Raw genomic sequence first — 17,395 nt, 5'->3', positions numbered from 1 at the left:
CCTGACCACCATCCATCAGTTCCACCCCTCTCTCACGCACACCGCAGCCACCAGAAAGGTTCCGGGCCGGCCATGGCGCTCTCCCTCTACGTCGACACCGCGCGCTGGCGGGCGCACCAGAAGTCCGTCCTGGACCAGTTCCCGGGCCTCGTGCCCGTCTGCAAGGGCAACGGCTACGGCTTCGGACACGAGCGCCTGGCCGACGAGGCGATCCGCTTCGGCTCCGACACGCTGGCCGTCGGAACCACGTACGAGGCCGCTCGCATCAAGGACTGGTTCAGCGGCGACCTGCTGGTGCTCACGCCCTTCCGCCGCGGCGAGGAGCCGGTGCCGCTGCCCGACCGCGTGATCCGTTCCGTCTCCTCCGTGGACGGGGTGCACGCCCTGGTCGGCGCCCGCGTCGTCATCGAGTGCATGAGCTCGATGAAGCGCCACGGTGTGAAGGAGGAGGAGCTGGGCCAGCTGCACGCGGCCATCGAGGACGTACGTCTCGAAGGCTTCGCGCTGCACCTGCCGCTCGACCGCACGGACGGGTCCGACGCGGTCGAGGAGGTCATCACCTGGATGGACCGCCTGCGTGCTGCCCGGCTGCCGCTGCACACGATGTTCGTCAGCCACCTGCGGGCCGAGGAACTGGCGCGCCTGCGGCAGCAGTTCCCGCAGACGCTCTTCCGCGCGCGCATCGGCACACGGCTCTGGCTCGGCGACCACGAGGCGACGGAGTACCGCGGCGCGGTGCTCGACGTCACGCGCGTCTCCAAGGGGGACCGTTTCGGCTACCGCCAGCAGAAGGCCGCGTCCGACGGGTGGCTGGTCGTCGTCGCCGGCGGGACCTCCCACGGTGTCGGCCTGGAGGCACCGAAGGCCCTGCACGGGGTGATGCCGCGCGCCAAGGGCGTCGCGCGCGCCGGGCTGGCAACGGTCAACCGCAACCTGTCGCCGTTCGTCTGGGCGGGCAAGCAGCGCTGGTTCGCCGAGCCGCCGCACATGCAGGTGTCGATCCTCTTCGTGCCCTCGGACGCCCAGGAGCCGAGGGTCGGCGACGAGCTGGTGGCCCACCTGCGCCACACCACCACCCAGTTCGACCGCCTCGTGGACCGGTAACCCCGGCCCCCTCTCAGTCGGAAGCCGTTCTTCCGGCAGTGCCCCACTCCACCCGCGGTCCCTCGGCCGCGGGTGCCGTGTGCTGGTCCGTATGAGGGCGCACCTGCGGAAACGCCTTCCGGTCCGGCGCCCCGTCGAGCACCCCGCCCGACGGGTCGTCGGAGCCGTCGAGCCGCACGGGATCCCGGTCCGGCCTCAGGATGTCCCTGACGATCAGCGCGCAGAGGTAGAGCGTGCCCGCCAGGTGCAGGGCGATCGCGACCTGATAGCCGTCCTGCGGCAGCCCTTGGTGCTTGTCACCGCTCGTCGTGTACGCGAGGTAGAACCAGATCCCCAGGAAGTACATGACCTCGCAGGCCTGCCAGACGAGGAAGTCCCGCCAGCGCGGCCTTGCGAGCGCGGCCAGCGGGATCAGCCAGAGCACGTACTGCGGCGAGTAGACCTTGTTCGTCAGGATGAAGGCGGCCACCACGAGGAACGCCAGCTGGGCGAAGCGCGGCCGGTGACGGGCGGTCAGTGCCAGCCCCGCGATGCCCGCGCACAGCACGGCCATCAGCAGGACCGAGGCCGTGTTCACCGTGGACACGTCGATGGGCCGACCGGTGCGCTGGGTGATGATCAGCCAGAACGAGCCGTAGTCGATCTGCCGTTCCTGGCTGAACGTGTAGAACTTCTTCCACCCCTCGGGGGCGTACAGCATCACCGGCAGGTTGACCACCAGCCAGGCCGCCGCCGCGCCGAGGAGCGCCGTCCCGTACTCCCGCCACTTCCCGGCCCTCCAGCACAGCACAAGCAGGGGTCCGAGGAGCAGGACGGGGTAGAGCTTCGCGGCGGTGGCGAGGCCGATGAGGATTCCGAACGCCACGCTCCTGCCGCGCGACCACATGAGCATCGCCGCCGCTGTCAGCGCGACGGCGAGCAGGTCCCAGTTGATCGTCGCGGTGAGCGCGAGCGCCGGTGCGAGCGCCACCAGCAGACCGTCCCACGGACGCCGCCGGTGCGTACGGGCGACGCACACCGCGAGGATCACGGCGCAGACCATGAGCATGCCCGCGTTGACCATCCAGTACATCTGCTCCCGCTGCTGTGCGGGGTCCGAGGACGGCGTCAGGGTCAGCCAGGACGCGACCTGCATGAAGAGGCCGGTCAGGACGGGGTACTCGAGGTACGCCATGTCGCCGCTCAGCCGGTCGAAGTACGGCACGAGGCCGTCGGCGAAGCCGCGGCCGAGGTAGAGGTGCGGGATGTCCGAATAGCAGGCGTGCGTGTACTGCGAACTGGTCCCGCGGAACCACGCCCAGTCGTAGCAGGGGATCTTCTGCACCATGCCGAGCGCGAACATCCCGATGGTCACGAGCACGATGACGCGCACCGGTGTCAGTGGTCCCGGTCCGAACCGTGCCCAGCGGCCCGCGGGTCCGCCGATCAGTTCGCTGCCCGCTGCGGCGATCTCGTCCTGTCGCGTGGGCGGTACGACGGACGGCTCCTGGTGCACGCTCGTGTCTTCTGCGCTTGGCATGCCGCACATCCTGCCGTACGGGGCTGTGGGCGGGCGTTGCCCGCGCCCGGCACACGAAGGGCCGTCGGCACCTGTGTCAGGTGCCGACGGCCCTTGTCCGCGTGCCCGGTAGGGCCCCTCAGGGGGCTCCCGGAGGGCGCGTGGGGTCATCCACGCCGCCCTGAGGGGTGCTAACCGCCGCCGCCGAAGATCCCGCCGCGACCGTTCTCCTCGCCCTCTGTCGTGCCTTCGGTCGTGCCTTCGGTCGACCCTTCGGTCGCTCCGGTGTCCGTCCCGCCGTCCGAGGTTCCGGCATCCGTCCCACCGTCGGCCGTCCCTTCGGTGGTCCCTTCGTTGCCGTTGCCGTTGCCGTTGGTGGCTCCGCCGTCCTGGTTGTTCCTGCACTCCCAGTCGAGCGGTGCGCACGTCTCGCTCGCCGAGGGGGACGGGGACGACGTGGTGGGAGACGGGGGCGCCGGCTCCTCGCTGGACTCCGAGGGCGAGGGCGTCGGGCTCGGCGTCGGGCTGGGGCTGACCGCGCCGCCGCCGAAGAGCGTCTCGCCGATCGGTTCCGGCTTCGGGAAGTTCACGACCTTCGTGCCCTTCACCGCTTCGGTCATGTAGTCCTGCCAGATCTGCGCCGGGAACGAGGCACCGTGGATCGACTTCTCGCCGCCCGTGCCGTACATCTCCAGGAACTCGCGGTTCTTCTTCGTCTCGTCGTCGTCCATCCGGAACATGCTGACGGCCGTCGAGATCTGCGGTGTGTAGCCGACGAACCAGGCCGACTTGTTGCCGTCCGTGGTACCGGTCTTGCCCGCGACGTCACGCCCTGGGATCTGGGCCGGAGTGCCTGTCCCGTTCTCGACGACGTTCTTCAGCACATCGGTGACGTTGTCCGCGACGACGCTGGGGAACCCGTTCTTGGTCTCCGTGTCGTGCTGGTACACGATTTCGCCCCTGTGCTTGACCTCGGTGACCGAGAAGGGCTCACGCTGCTTGCCGCTGGTGGCGAAGGTGGCGTATGCGCCGGCCATCCGGATGGCGCTCGGCGAAGAGGTCCCGATGGAGAACGAGGGGACGCTCGAGTCCGCCATGTAGTCGTCGTCGCGCAGCCCCGCGGCCATGGCCGCCTCCTTCACCTTGTCGGTGCCGACGTCCATGCCGAGCTGGACGTACGGGGAGTTGGCGGACTCCTGCATGGCGTAACGGAGGGTGATGTCCCCGTAGCTGTGGTCACCGTCGTTGGTCTGGAGCCACTCCTTGCCTTCCTCGTTCTGCCAGACCTGACCGTTGTACAGATTGATCTTCAGCTCGTTGTCGCCGTTGTAGATGCTCTTCGGCGAGACGGGCGTACGCTCCGAGTCGCTCTGCTCCTCGCCCCTCTTGGGGTCTCGCTTCCCGTGCTCCATGGCGGCCGCCAGCACGAACGGCTTGAACGTCGAACCGACCTGCGCACCGGTCGCGTCGGCGTTGTTGGTGTAGTGCTGCGTCGCGTCCTGACCGCCGTACGTGGCGATGATGGCGCCCGTCTCGGTGTCCACCGACGCACCGCCGAACTCGACGTGCGTGTCCTTGTCGGGCCGCTTCTTGGGGTCGATCTTGGCGTCGTACACCTTCTTGATCGACTTCTCTAGCTCCGCGACCTTCTTCTTGTTGAAGGTCGTGTGGATCTCGTAGCCGCCCCGGGCCAGTTCCTTCTCGGTCACGCCCTCCTTGTTGTGCGCGAGGAAGTACTTCGTGGCGAGGTCGACCAGGTACCCGGTCTGGCCGCCGAGCTTGGCGTCCTTCTTCGGCGGATCCGGCATGGGGAACTCGGTGAAGGTCTTGCGCTTCTCCGCGCTCAGCCGGCCGTCCTTGACCTCTTCGTCGAGGATCCACTTCCAGCGCTTCGTGGCCCGCTCGGTGTTCTTCTCAGCCGTGGCGTTCACCGAGTCGACGTCCGGGGCACCCGCGGGGTCGTAGTAGCTCGCGCCCTTGAGCAGCGTCGCCAGGAACGCGCACTCGCTCTCGTTGAGCTTCTCGGCGTCCTTGCCGTAGTACGTACGCGCCGCCGCCTGGAGCCCCGACGCACCCCGGCCGTAGTAGGAGACGTTGAGGTACCCCGCCATGACCTCCTTCTTGCTCACGGTCTCACCGACCTTGAGCGTGATGAAGAGTTCCTTGAACTTCCGGCTCAGGGTCTGGTCCTGGGAGAGCATGGAGTTCTTCACGTACTGCTGGGTGATCGTGGAACCGCCCTGGGTGTCACCGCCCCGGGCCATGTTCCAGAAGGCCCGGGCGATACCCATGGGGTCGATGCCCCTGTCGGAATTGAACGACTTGTTCTCGGCCGAGATGACGGCGTTCCGCATCGCTTCGGGGATCTGGGCGTAATCGATCTCCTGGCGGTTGACGGAACCGCCCGTGGCGACCATCTGGGTGTCGTCGTCCCAGTAGTAGACGTTGTTCTGCGCGGTGGCCAGGTCCTTGATCTCGGGCGGAACCACCAGCGCGTACGCGATACCGGCCGCACCCATCATCAGGCCCAGGAAACCCAGGCACAGGCCGGAGACCAGCTTCCACGACGGAACCCAGCGGCGGAAGCCGTACTTGCCGGCCCGCGGGTAGTCGATGAAGCGCTTCTTGCCGGAGTCGGCACGACCCCGGCCACGGCCTTCGTGACCGCTGCTGTCGCCACCTCCCCGACGCCTGCCGCCGCCGCGCTGGGCGGCGCGACGGGCCTCGGCGCGACTGGCGAAAGCCGGCTCGTCGCCGTGCGCTCCGGAAGGTGATGCTGTTGGCACTCTTCGTGACGACTCGGTGCGACGTCCAGCAGGCTGTTGGGCGGCTCGTCTGGCCGCTGCGCGCCCGCCACCTTGCGGTTGCGACGTTTTGCGACGGTGCTCGCTCATCGAACGACTACTCCTCGGGCAGGCGAGAGCGCCTGGAAGCGGCAGTTGAGATCCGGTCCCCCCGAATTACGGACAAGCCGTGCGGAAGGCTCACCCGCAGTACATCCGACAGTCCGCGATAACTGACGCTCGGCGGCGTCTCACGGTTCCCGGTGGTCTGCATGCCGCACAGACTACGCACGGTCAAAAACCTCTGGGGACCGAACTTCACCCCAAATTACGCAAGTCACTCCCTATGAATCGGGGATGTGACGCCGCTCACGAACCCTCCCCTTGTCGAACATCGCGGGCCGATCTATCGTGCTGATGTATCGAGTCGATACATCAGCACGGCATAAGGTGGGTCCGACGGCCCGTGGAAGCACCAGGCGGAGGAGGAGGCGAAGATGAGCAGGCGCTCCGGCATCCTCGAATTCGCCGTACTCGGCCTGCTCCGCGAGTCACCCATGCACGGATACGAGCTGCGCAAGCGCCTCAACACGTCGCTGGGGATCTTCCGCGCCTTCAGCTACGGCACCCTCTACCCCTGCCTCAAGACGCTGGTCGCCAACGGCTGGTTGATCGAGGAACCGGGAAGCGTTCCGGCACTGCCGCCTGCCACAGGCCGCGGGGTCGCCCCCTCGTCCTCGCTGGCCGGGCGCCGCGCCAAGATCGTCTACCGGTTGACGGCAGAAGGTAAGGAGCACTTCGAGGAGCTGCTCTCGCACACCGGTCCGGACTCCTGGGAGGACGAGCACTTCGCGGCTCGTTTCGCCTTCTTCGGACAGACGGAGCGCGAGGTGCGGATGCGTGTGCTCGAAGGACGCCGCAGCAGGCTGGAGGAGCGCCTCGAAAAGATGCGCGCCTCTCTCGCCCGCACCCGTGAACGACTCGACGACTACACGCTTGAGCTGCAGCGGCACGGCATGGAGTCCGTGGAGCGCGAGGTGCGCTGGCTGAACGAGCTCATCGAGAGCGAGCGGTCGGGACGGGATCAGCGACGATCCTCGCCCGAGGGCTCCACTCAGCACGACACATCAGGAGAGACGGGCGGCCTGCCCCGGCACCGGGACGACTCCCGGCCGGATCCGTCCGACGACACCAAGTGATATCCCCGCAGATCCGCAAGGCGTCATCGGGGAACACCGAGAACACACAGGGAGCAATCGGCATGGGTTCGGTTCGCGTAGCCATCGTCGGCGTGGGCAACTGCGCCGCCTCGCTGGTGCAGGGCGTCGAGTACTACAAGGACGCCGATCCGGCCGGCAAGGTGCCCGGCCTGATGCACGTTCAGTTCGGCGAGTACCACGTGAGTGACGTCGAGTTCGTCGCCGCCTTCGACGTCGACGCGAAGAAGGTCGGCCTCGACCTCGCGGACGCCATCGGCGCCAGCGAGAACAACACCATCAAGATCGCCGACGTGCCGAGCACCGGCGTGACCGTTCAGCGGGGCCACACCCACGACGGCCTGGGCAAGTACTACCGCGAGACGATCGAGGAGTCGGCCGACGCCCCCGTCGACATCGTCCAGGTCCTCAAGGACAAGCAGGTCGACGTCCTCGTCTGCTACCTGCCCGTCGGTTCCGAAGTGGCTGCGAAGTTCTACGCGCAGTGCGCCATCGACGCCAAGGTCGCCTTCGTCAACGCTCTCCCGGTCTTCATCGCCGGCACCAAGGAGTGGGCCGACAAGTTCACCGAGGCCGGTGTCCCGATCGTCGGCGACGACATCAAGTCCCAGGTGGGCGCCACCATCACGCACCGCGTGATGGCGAAGCTCTTCGAGGACCGGGGCGTCATCCTCGACCGCACGATGCAGCTGAACGTCGGCGGCAACATGGACTTCAAGAACATGCTCGAGCGTGAGCGCCTGGAGTCCAAGAAGATCTCGAAGACGCAGGCCGTCACCTCGCAGATCCGTGACCGCGAACTCGGTGCGGACAACGTCCACATCGGCCCCTCGGACTACGTGGCCTGGCTGGACGACCGCAAGTGGGCGTACGTGCGTCTTGAGGGCCGCGCCTTCGGTGACGTCCCGCTGAACCTGGAGTACAAGCTCGAGGTCTGGGACTCCCCGAACTCCGCCGGTGTCATCATCGACGCGGTGCGCGCTGCGAAGATCGCCAAGGACCGCGGCATCGGCGGCCCGATCCTGTCGGCCTCCTCGTACTTCATGAAGTCCCCGCCGGTCCAGTACTTCGACGACGAGGCCCGCGAGAACGTCGAGAAGTTCATCGCCGGCGACGTCGAGCGCTGATCCAGCGACTCACTGCTTCACGCTTGTCCATGTCGGGGGGTCTCCGGGCAATACGCCCGGAGGTCCCCCGCATGTGTGACCCTTGCACACATGTCTGTCGTGCGTGATCTGGGCGTACTCCTGCGCCTTCGGAACTTCCGTCGCCTGCTCGCCGTACGACTTCTCTCCCAGTCGGCCGACGGCGTCTATCAGGTCGCGCTCGCCACGTACGTCGTCTTCTCGCCGGAGAACCAGACCACGCCGGGGGCCATCGCCTCCGCCATGGCTGTCCTCCTGCTCCCGTACTCGTTGATCGGCCCCTTCGCGGGAGTCCTGCTCGACCGCTGGCCCCGCCGCCAGGTTTTCCTGTACGGGAACCTGCTGCGTGCCGCGCTGGCCTGCTGCACGGCCGTGCTGCTCCTGAGCTCCGTACCGGACTGGCTCTTCTACATCTCCGCGCTCTGCGTCACCGCCGTCAACCGATTCGTGCTGGCCGGGCTTTCGGCAGCTCTCCCTCGCGTCGTCGACACCGAGCGGCTCGTCCTCGCCAACTCCCTCTCCCCGACGGCCGGCACACTGGCCGCCACTGCGGGCGGGGGCCTCGCCCTGGGCATCCGGCTCCTGACGGACGGGTCCGACGCCGCCGTGGTCGTACTGGGCGCTGCCCTCTACCTCCTCTCGGCCCTGGCCTCACTGACCTTGCCCCGCACGCTCCTGGGACCGGACCGGGCCCTGCACCATGTGCCACTGCGCGAGGCACTCGGCACGACGGCCCGGGGGCTCGTCGCGGGTTTGCGCCATCTGGCCGAGCGAAGGGACGCGGCGCACGCCCTCGCGGCCATGACGGTGCTCCGCTTCTGCTACGGAGCGCTGACGGTGATGGTGCTGATGCTGTGCCGCTACGCCTGGTCCGACAGCGAGTCAGACGGTCTCGCCCTCCTCGGACTCGCGCTCGGCGCGTCGGCGGCGGGGTACTTCGTCGCTGCCCTCATGTCCCCCTGGGCGGTCGGACGCTTCGGACGGTACGGGTGGCTGGCTGGGTGCGCCGGGGCGGCCGCTGTCCTGGAGCCTGCACTGGGGCTCCCGTTCACCCCCGGCCCGATGCTGGTGGCGGCCTTCATCCTGGGGCTGGTGACACAGGGAGCGAAGATCGCGGCGGACACCGAGGTGCAGACCTCTGTGGACGACGCTTATCGCGGCCGGGTCTTCTCGCTCTACGACGTGCTCTTCAACGTCGCCTTCGTCGCAGCCGCCGGCGTGTCCGCCCTCGCACTTCCCCCTGACGGGCGGTCCGTCGTCGTGGTGCTCAGCGTCGCCGTGCTCTACGCCGTCGTCTCGATGGCCATGATTCATCGGCGGCGGGTGAGCAGCGCGCTTCAGCGCGCACGCATCAAGGAGTGAGGGGCGCTGTTTCACGTGAAACATCGCCCCTCACCGACTGCACTCGCTCACCCTCCGGCGCCCGACGTCATGTTTCACGTGAAACATGACCGCCTGCTCAGTCCTGCGCGGCCCACCACTTCTTGAGGGCATCGACCGCGGCATCGCGCTCCATCGGACCGTTCTCCAAGCGCAACTCCAGCAGGAACGAGTAGGCCTTGCCGATCACCGGCCCGGGCCCCACGCCCAAAACCTGCATGATCTCGTTGCCGTCCAGGTCGGGCCGGATCGCCTCAAGCTCCTCCTGCTCCTGCAGTTGCGCGATGCGCTCCTCCAGCCCGTCATAGGTGCGTGACAGGGCGTTCGCCTTGCGCTTGTTCCGCGTCGTGCAGTCGGAGCGCGTCAGCTTGTGCAAGCGGTCCAGCAAGGGCCCCGCATCCCGCACATACCTGCGCACCGCGGAGTCGGTCCACTCCCCGTCGCCGTATCCGTGAAAGCGCAGATGCAGCTCCACGAGCTTGGAGACGTCCTTGACCATCTCGTTGGAGTACTTGAGCTCGGTCATCCGCTTCTTGGCCATCTTGGCCCCCACCACCTCGTGGTGGTGGAAGGAGACACGGCCGTCCTTCTCGAAGCGTCGCGTCCTCGGCTTCCCGATGTCGTGGAGCAGGGCCGCGAGGCGCAGCACGAGATCCGGGCCGTCCTCCTCCAGGTCGATGGCCTGCTCCAGGACCGTCAGGGAGTGCTCATAGACGTCCTTGTGACGGTGATGCTCATCACTTTCAAGGCGCAGGGCGGGAAGCTCGGGCAACACCCGGTCGGCCAGGCCTGTGTCCACGAGGAGACCCAGTCCCTTACGGGGGTGGCCGGAGAGCAGCAGCTTGTTGAGTTCCTCACGGACCCGCTCGGCCGAGACGATCTCGATCCGCCCCGCCATGTCCGTCATGGCCTTGACGACGTCGGGAGCCACCTCGAAGTCCAGCTGCGCGGCAAAGCGAGCGGCGCGCAGCATACGAAGAGGGTCGTCGGAGAAGGACGCCTCAGGCGTGCCCGGAGTGCGCAGGACGCGCTGAGCAAGGTCGTCGAGGCCGCCGTGCGGGTCGATGAACTCCTTCTGCGGCAAGGCGACGGCCATGGCGTTGACGGTGAAGTCACGGCGCACGAGGTCTTCCTCGATCGAGTCGCCGTAGGAGACCTCGGGCTTGCGTGAAGCCCTGTCGTACGCCTCCGACCGGTAGGTCGTCACCTCGATCTGGTAGCCGTCCTTCTGGGAGCCGACGGTGCCGAAGGCGATTCCGACCTCCCAGACCGAGTCGGCCCAGGGACGGACGATCTTGAGTACGTCCTCCGGGCGGGCGTCGGTCGTGAAGTCCAGGTCGTTCCCGAGCCTGCCGAGCAACGCATCGCGGACGGACCCACCGACCAGGGCGAGGCCGAATCCGGCCTCCTGGAATCGGAGAGCGAGGTCATCGGCGACGGGGGACACCCGCAGCAGTTCGGTGACTGCGCGGTGCTGCACCTGACTCAGTGCACGGGGGCTGTCTTCGTTGGCGTTCGGCACAACAGAAAAGGGTACGTGCCCGGACCGGCCCGGGCGTCATCGTTTCTTGCACCCCTGCGAGACTCTCCCGATCATGTGGCACGGTCCCCGGCACTCAGGTGTCGGGCGCATCGTTACCATGCGGGGACGCAGAGACCGGCAGGGCCGGCACCAGCTGACGACGACGAGGGACGGATACGCGTGGCCGAGGCGGCAGACTTTCAGGGGATGAATCCCTCCCCTGCCCGCCGGTGGCTCCGGCGCACAGCCTCCTTGATCGTCGGGGCACCACTGATCGCCGGCCTCCTCGCCGGTCCTGCGGCCCCCTCGGCCCAGGCCGAGGCGGCCACCAAGGCCCCGACCGGTTCGCGCACCGTCGATGTGTCCCTGGACACGCTGGCGCCCAGCACACCGGTCGAGGGCGACACGCTCACCGTCTCCGGCACCCTCACCAACAGAGGGAAGAAGACGGTGACGGACTCGGAGGTCGACCTGCGCGTCGGGCCGAGGCTCTCCGGCAGGGGCGCGGTCGACGCGGCCGCCAAGCGCACCGGGTACCTGCCCGGGAGTGACCCGGCCAAGCTCGGGGGCGACTACACGCTGAAGGTCCCCGAGCTCGCGGCCGGGGTCAGCCGGGACTTCTCCCTCTCCGTGCCGGTGGACAAGCTGGATCTGGGCACGGAGGGCGTCTACCAGCTGGGTGTCTCCCTCACGGGCCGTACCACCGACTACGCGTACGACCAGGTGCTCGGCATCCAGCGGACCTTCCTGCCGTGGCAGCCGGAGGACGCCGAGAGCAAGACCAAGCTCACCTTCCTCTGGCCGCTGATCGCGTCGGCGCATGTCACAGCGGAGACGGGGTCCGACGAACAGCAGACCCCCGTGTTCGCCAATGACGATCTGGCTCTGGAACTCGCTCCCGGCGGCCGCCTGGAACAGCTGGTCTCGCTGGGACGGCAACTCCCTGTCACCTGGGTGATCGACCCGGACCTGCTGGCCTCTGTCGACGCCATGACGAAGAACTACCGCGTGAAGTCCGGCGACACCACGGTCGCCGGCAAGAACCAGGCCATCGCCAAGAAGTGGCTCGCGGACCTCCAGGCGGCGGTGAAGGAGGGAAAGGTGGTGGCCCTGCCGTTCGCCGACCCCGATCTCGCGTCCATCGCCCACCGCGGCAAGAACGTCTCGGGTGCCCTCAGCCATCTGCAGACCGCGACCGAGGTCGCCGGCACGACGGTGGAGACCGTCCTTCACGTGAAGCCGAGCACCGACTTCGCCTGGCCCGTGGACGGTGCGATCGATCCCTCCGTCGTCGACGTAGCGACCTCCGCCGGGGCGCACAAGGTGATCGCCCGCAGCGACAGCCTCCAGGAGACCGCCGGACTGCCCTACACACCGACGTCGGCGCGGCCGATCGGTGGTGGCACCACCGCCGTCGTCGCCGACCACCGGCTCTCCACCGCGTTCACCGGCGACATGTCCAAGGCCGGCGCATCCACCCTGGCGGTCCAGAAATTCCTGGCCCAGACGCTGGCGGTGACGGAGCAGGCCCCGGACAACGAGCGCAGCATCGTCGTCGCCCCTCAGAGGACGCCCACCGCTGCCCAGGCCCAGAGCATGGCGCGCGCGCTGCAGGCCCTCACGGACGAACACTGGACAGAACCCCTCGACCTGACGGCCGCAGCCGAGCAGAAGCCCGACGCGCAGGCCATCACCAAGGTCCCCAGTGCCTCTCAGTACCCGAAGAAGCTGCGGAGCCAGGAGCTGCCCACCCAGGCGTTCCAGGACATCAGGACGACGCAGGACTCACTCGACAGTTTCCAGGTCATCCTCACGCAGCCCGACCGGGTGGTGACGCCCTTCGGAAACGCGATCAACCGCTCCGTGTCGACGTCGTGGCGCGGCAAGCCGTTGGAGGCGCAGCGGTACCGTGACGCCGTCCGCACCTACCTGCAGGGCCTCAGCAACGAGGTTCAGCTGATCACGAAGTCCGACGTGACCCTGTCCGGGCGCAGCGCCACGATTCCTGTGACTGTGCAGAACAAGCTGGTCCAGGGTGTCGATCACCTCGTTCTCCGTCTGACGTCGGGCAACGCCACCCGGCTCAAGCTCAACGACGGCGGAGCGGTCGCCGAAAAGCCTGTCGAGATCGCGGGCGGGCACAGCCAGTCCGTGAAGTTCGACGCCGCGGCCAACGCCAACGGACAGGCTCAGGTCACCGCGCGGCTCTTCACCGCGGACGGCGTGCCGTACGGCGAGGAGATGACCTTCACCGTGAAGGTCTCGGAAGTCACACCGACCGTTCTTCTGGTCATCGCCGGCGGACTGCTGCTGCTGGTCCTGGCAGGCATCAGGATGTACACCCACCGCAAGCGCACCGTCGCGGGCGGAGCAGTGGAGAACAACGGCGGCGAACCCGAGCAGCCGAGTGACCCGACGCCGGACACCGGTCCGGAAAGCGGGAACCCGTCGGGCCCGGGTGAGAAAGTGGACCGTTGAGCGATGTCTGTCGGGGCCTGTCGGCCGGGGACAATGAGGTGGGGTTTCGATGAACGCGCCGTACGACGGTGACCGCGGCCAGGGTGCGGGCGGAGCTGGTTCTTCCAGCGGCCCGCCGGTGCCACCGGGCGCCGGGCAGGACGGAGAGGCACCCGACCCGTACCTGCAGCACGCGTACGACCACGACCCGTACCGTGCCCAGGACCTCGCCGCGCAGGACCCGGTGGCGGAGGCGCTCTACGACCGCGCCTCACATCCGCCGCCGCCTCCCGGCACCTACCAGGAGCCGCAGGCCCTCTACCAGCAGCCTCCCGCCGCCCAGTACGCCCCGGACCCCCGGATCTGGGCCCAGACGCCGCCACCGGAGCCCGCAGGCCCCTCCCGGCACCTTCCGTACGGCGACCACGCGGCGACCACCCAGTACGTAGGTGTGGACGACCTGGTCACCCAGGCCTCCGGCGACCAGCAGGACGCCTTCGCGCACCTCTTCCGCGACCAGGAGGGGTCGGGCCGGCCTCCCGGCCCTCCGGCCGAGCCCGAGGCGGCCCCGGCGCCCGTCCCGCCGAAGTCCGGAGGCCGTGCCGCCGGAATACTGAAGTCCAGCGCGGTGATGGCGGCCGGCACCCTGGTATCCCGGCTCACCGGCTTCGTCCGCAGCCTCGTGATCACCGCGGCGCTGGGTGCCGCGATGCTCGGTGACAGCTTCACCATCGCGTACACCCTGCCGACGATGATCTACATCCTGACCGTGGGCGGTGGGCTGAACTCGGTCTTCGTCCCCCAGCTCGTCCGGTCCATGAAGGACGACGAGGACGGCGGCGAGGCCTTCGCCAACCGGCTGCTGACGCTGGTCATGGTCGCACTCGCTGTGATCGTCGCTCTCGCCGTCTTCGCTGCGCCATGGCTCATCCACATGATGTCGCCGACGATTGCGAACAAAGAGGCCGCCAACAGCGTCGCGGTCACCTTCGCCCGCTACTGCCTGCCCACCATCTTCTTCATGGGCATCCATGTGGTCATGGGCCAGATCCTCAATGCCCGCGGCCGGTTCGGCGCGATGATGTGGACCCCGGTCCTCAACAACATCGTCATGATCTTCACCTTCGGCCTGTTCATCTGGGTCTACGGCACCTCGGCCGAATCCCGCATGGGCGTGGAGACGATCCCGCCGGAGGGTGTGCAGCTCCTGGGCATCGGCACGCTGCTCGGCCTGGTGGTCCAGGCGCTCGCCATGATCCCGTACCTCCGTGAGGCGGGATTCCGTTTCCGTCCCCGCTTCGACTGGAAGGGCCACGGACTCGGGAAGACGATCAAGCTCGCCAAGTGGACCGTCCTGTTCGTGCTGGCCAACCAGGCGGGCGTCATCGTCGTCACCCAGCTGGCGACCTCGGCCGGCAGCCTCTCCGGCAAGGACGGCACAGGCTTTCTCGCCTACTCCAACGCCCAGCTGATCTGGGGCATGCCGCAGGCCATCATCACCGTCTCCGTCATGGCGGCCCTGCTGCCCCGCATCTCCCGCGCCGCCCACGACAACGACCCTGGAGCCGTCCGCGACGACATCTCGCAGGGTCTGCGCAACTCGGCGGTGGCCATCGTCCCGGTCGCCTTCACCTTCCTCGCGCTCGGCCTGCCGATGTGCACCCTGCTCTACGCCTCCAGCGGCACCGAGGCCGCACGGTCGATGGGCTTCATCCTGATGGCGTTCGGCCTCGGCCTCATCCCGTACTCCGTGCAGTACGTCGTACTCCGCGGCTTCTACGCGTACGAGGACACCCGCACCCCCTTCTACAACACGGTGATCGTGGCAGCGGTCAATGCCGCTGCTTCCGCCCTCTGCTACGTGATTCTTCCGGCCCAGTGGGCAGTCGTGGGAATGGCGGCCTCCTACGGGCTGGCCTACGCGGTCGGTGTCGGCATCGCCTGGCGGCGGCTCAGCAACCGCCTCGGCGGGGACCTCGACGGAGCCCGCGTGGTGCGCACCTACGCCCGTCTCTGCCTCGCCGCGATCCCCGCGGCGGTGGTCGGCGGCGGCGTGGGCTTCGCTCTTCTGAAGGCCCTCGGCGATGGAGCCGGCGGCTCCGTGGTGGCATTGGTCTGTGGCAGCGTCGTCCTCCTGGGCATCTTCTTCGTCGCTGCGAAGAAGATGCGTATCGAGGAGCTCAACGGCATGGTCGGCATGGTCCGGGGACGGCTCGGACGCTGAATGAGCTCCGAGCCGCACAACCATCGCCGGACACCGCGTGTCGTGCATAGCGCCGGAGTGTGGGCACAATTGGCGTGACTGTGCAGAGCTGGCTGGCATCGCGCAACGGATGGGGAGGCAGGAACGACGGTGGCGGAACGTAGCACGGCTGCCGTCGACGTGGCCGACAACGGCGGCGACGAGCCGCTGACCGCCAAGGCGGACGCGGCCACGACCGACGGGACGGCACAAACCCAGGACTCAGAGGGCACAGGCCCGCAGGACGCGGAGAGTGGGAGCGACAGCTCGGCCACCGTGCCTGCGTCGCCCGACCTGCACAGCGGTCACAAACTGGCCGGGCGGTACCGCCTCGAGGAGTGCGTCACCCGACTGGACGGATTCAGCAGCTGGCGTGCTGTCGACGAGAAGCTACGGCGCGCGGTAGGCGTTCACCTCCTTCCCGCCGAGCATCCGCGCGCCCGCTCGGTGCTGGCCGCGGCCCGCTCCTCGGCACTGCTCGGTGACCCGCGCTTCGTCCAGGTCCTGGACGCCGTGGAGGAGGACGACCTCGTCTACGTCGTCCACGAATGGCTCCCCGACGCCACCGAGCTCACGGCGCTGCTGGCCGCAGGCCCCTTCGAAGCCCACGACGCCTACCAGCTCGTGAGCCAGATCTCCCAGGCCATGGCCGCCGCACACCGCGAAGGGCTCGCGCATCTGCGCCTCACTCCCGGCGCCGTGCTGCGCAGCTCGACAGGCCAGTACCGGATCCGCGGCCTGGCCGTGAACGCCGCGCTGCGCGGCATCACCGCCGCTCAGCCGCTGCGCACCGACACCGAGGCCATCGGCGCACTGCTCTACGCCGCCCTCACCCGGCGCTGGCCCTACGAGAGCGATGCCTACGGTCTCACCGGGCTCCCCAAGGACCTGGGTCTGATCCCCCCGGACCAGGTGCGGGCCGGTGTCCACCGCGGTCTCTCCGAACTGGCCATGCGCGCCCTCGCCAACGACGGCGCAACCGCGTCGCGGCAGGAACAGCCGTGCACCACCCCGGACGAGCTGGCGAAGGCCGTCGCGGCCATGCCCCGCATCCTGCCCCCGGAACCCGCCTTCACGGCGCCGCCGGAGTACCAGCGCACGACGTACCAGCAGGGCACCTACGGGCGCCCGTCGGTGCGGCCCGCCTCGGCCACCCAGCCTGTCATCGCGGCTCCTCCGCCCCCTCTCCAGAGCCGCACGGGCAAGGCGCTCAAGTGGGCCGTCTCCGCACTGCTCATCGCCGCTCTGGGGCTCGGCAGCTGGCAGCTGGCAGAAACGGTGCTCAACCGGGACAACGACTCCGGGGAACCGACTCCGACCCAGACCGCCGAGGACGGGGCCGACAACAAGGTGCCGGCCGACCCCAAGGACCTCCGCATCGCCGACGCGAAGGAGTTCACTCCCAGCGGTTCCGGTATCCAGCAGCAGGACGTGCCGAACGCCATCGACGGTAAGTCGGACACCGCTTGGGTCACTCCCCGGTACGTGGGTTACGCCAACTTCGGCAACCTTGCGAACCGCAAGCAGGGCAGCGGCATAATCGTCGACCTCGGCAGCGCGCAGGATGTCGCCGGCATCGACGTCACGATGTACCGCAGCCAGCAGAAGGCCGAAGTGCTCGCAGCGGACGAGGGTGCCTCCGACCCCTCTTCGCTGTCCGACTTCCCTCATCGCCTCACGAACCTGGAGACGGCGGGGAAGGCCGTGCAGAAAACTCTCACCGAACCGGTCCGGACCCGCTACATCCTGATCCGCATCGCGGAGCTGCCTCCCGACGGTTCATCAGGCTTCCGAGGCGGCATCTCGGAGATTTCGGTACTCGGCTGAACGAAGGGGCCGGTGAGGAGCTCCTCACCGGCCCCTTCTGCGCCTCCGCACCGATTCGATCCGTCGGCGCCGACGCTCATTCCCTCCATCTGCTGCCAGGACACGATGCAGCTGCCCTTGTCCGTCCTCGGTACTCAACAACGCCCGCACGAGCGAGCGTTGTGACTGAGATACTCATGGCCGCAGTCTTCTTAGAGCTAGGCTTCTTCAGCTCTATGCT

General features: G+C 68.2%; 10 protein-coding genes. 7 read left to right on the top strand and 3 right to left on the bottom strand.

Going from position 1 to position 17,395, the window contains the following annotated elements; all coding sequences use genetic code 11:
* Window positions 1–72 precede the first annotated feature (72 nt).
* Window positions 73–1,104, top strand: a complete 1,032-nt coding sequence (locus AB0P41_RS08850; RefSeq protein ID WP_356709038.1) for an alanine racemase — start codon at window positions 73–75, stop codon at window positions 1,102–1,104.
* A gap of 13 nt (window positions 1,105–1,117) precedes the next feature.
* Here the strand turns inward: AB0P41_RS08850 and AB0P41_RS08845 are convergent, their stop codons facing one another.
* Window positions 1,118–2,623 carry a glycosyltransferase 87 family protein gene (locus AB0P41_RS08845; protein WP_365931008.1) on the bottom strand — a complete coding sequence of 502 codons (1,506 nt, stop codon included), beginning with the start codon at window positions 2,621–2,623 and terminating at the stop codon, window positions 1,118–1,120.
* Window positions 2,624–2,793: 170 nt separating this feature from the next.
* Complete coding sequence (locus AB0P41_RS08840; RefSeq protein WP_365931006.1) at window positions 2,794–5,496, bottom strand: transglycosylase domain-containing protein; 2,703 nt, start codon at window positions 5,494–5,496, stop codon at window positions 2,794–2,796.
* A 386-nt stretch (window positions 5,497–5,882) separates the two neighbouring features.
* On the opposite strand from AB0P41_RS08840, the gene AB0P41_RS08835 reads away from it, so the two are divergent.
* From AB0P41_RS08835 to AB0P41_RS08825, 3 genes are all read left to right on the top strand, one after another.
* Window positions 5,883–6,584, top strand: a complete 702-nt coding sequence (locus tag AB0P41_RS08835) for a PadR family transcriptional regulator (protein WP_104791773.1) — start codon at window positions 5,883–5,885, stop codon at window positions 6,582–6,584.
* 62 nt (window positions 6,585–6,646) lie between these two features.
* Window positions 6,647–7,729, top strand: a complete 1,083-nt coding sequence (locus AB0P41_RS08830) for an inositol-3-phosphate synthase (protein WP_356709045.1) — start codon at window positions 6,647–6,649, stop codon at window positions 7,727–7,729.
* Between the two features lie 90 nt (window positions 7,730–7,819).
* Entirely contained in the window at window positions 7,820–9,109 is a 1,290-nt protein-coding gene (locus AB0P41_RS08825; RefSeq protein ID WP_365931003.1) for an MFS transporter, read from the top strand.
* Between the two features lie 97 nt (window positions 9,110–9,206).
* Here AB0P41_RS08825 and AB0P41_RS08820 read toward each other — a convergent pair whose 3' ends face one another.
* A complete protein-coding gene (locus AB0P41_RS08820) occupies window positions 9,207–10,649 on the bottom strand; it encodes a CCA tRNA nucleotidyltransferase (RefSeq protein WP_365931001.1) in 1,443 nt (480 codons plus the stop codon).
* Window positions 10,650–10,829: 180 nt separating this feature from the next.
* Between AB0P41_RS08820 and AB0P41_RS08815 the strand changes: the two genes are divergently transcribed.
* The 3 genes from AB0P41_RS08815 (at window position 10,830) to AB0P41_RS08805 (ending at window position 17,175) form a co-directional block, all read left to right on the top strand.
* Complete coding sequence (locus AB0P41_RS08815) at window positions 10,830–13,127, top strand: DUF6049 family protein (protein ID WP_356709049.1); 2,298 nt, start codon at window positions 10,830–10,832, stop codon at window positions 13,125–13,127.
* Between the two features lie 49 nt (window positions 13,128–13,176).
* Window positions 13,177–15,330, top strand: coding sequence for a murein biosynthesis integral membrane protein MurJ (murJ, locus tag AB0P41_RS08810; protein WP_356709051.1), 2,154 nt, complete (start codon window positions 13,177–13,179; stop codon window positions 15,328–15,330).
* A gap of 129 nt (window positions 15,331–15,459) precedes the next feature.
* Window positions 15,460–17,175: a serine/threonine protein kinase gene (locus AB0P41_RS08805; RefSeq protein WP_356709054.1), complete on the top strand. Its 1,716-nt coding sequence runs from the start codon at window positions 15,460–15,462 to the stop codon at window positions 17,173–17,175.
* The last annotated feature ends 220 nt before the right edge of the window (window positions 17,176–17,395 follow it).

Origin of the sequence: Streptomyces sp. NPDC079167 (assembly GCF_040686735.1) — a bacterium.
Taxonomy (GTDB): domain Bacteria; phylum Actinomycetota; class Actinomycetes; order Streptomycetales; family Streptomycetaceae; genus Streptomyces.
Note: the sequence above shows the minus strand (reverse complement) of the source record. Positions and strands in the feature narration are given on the sequence as shown.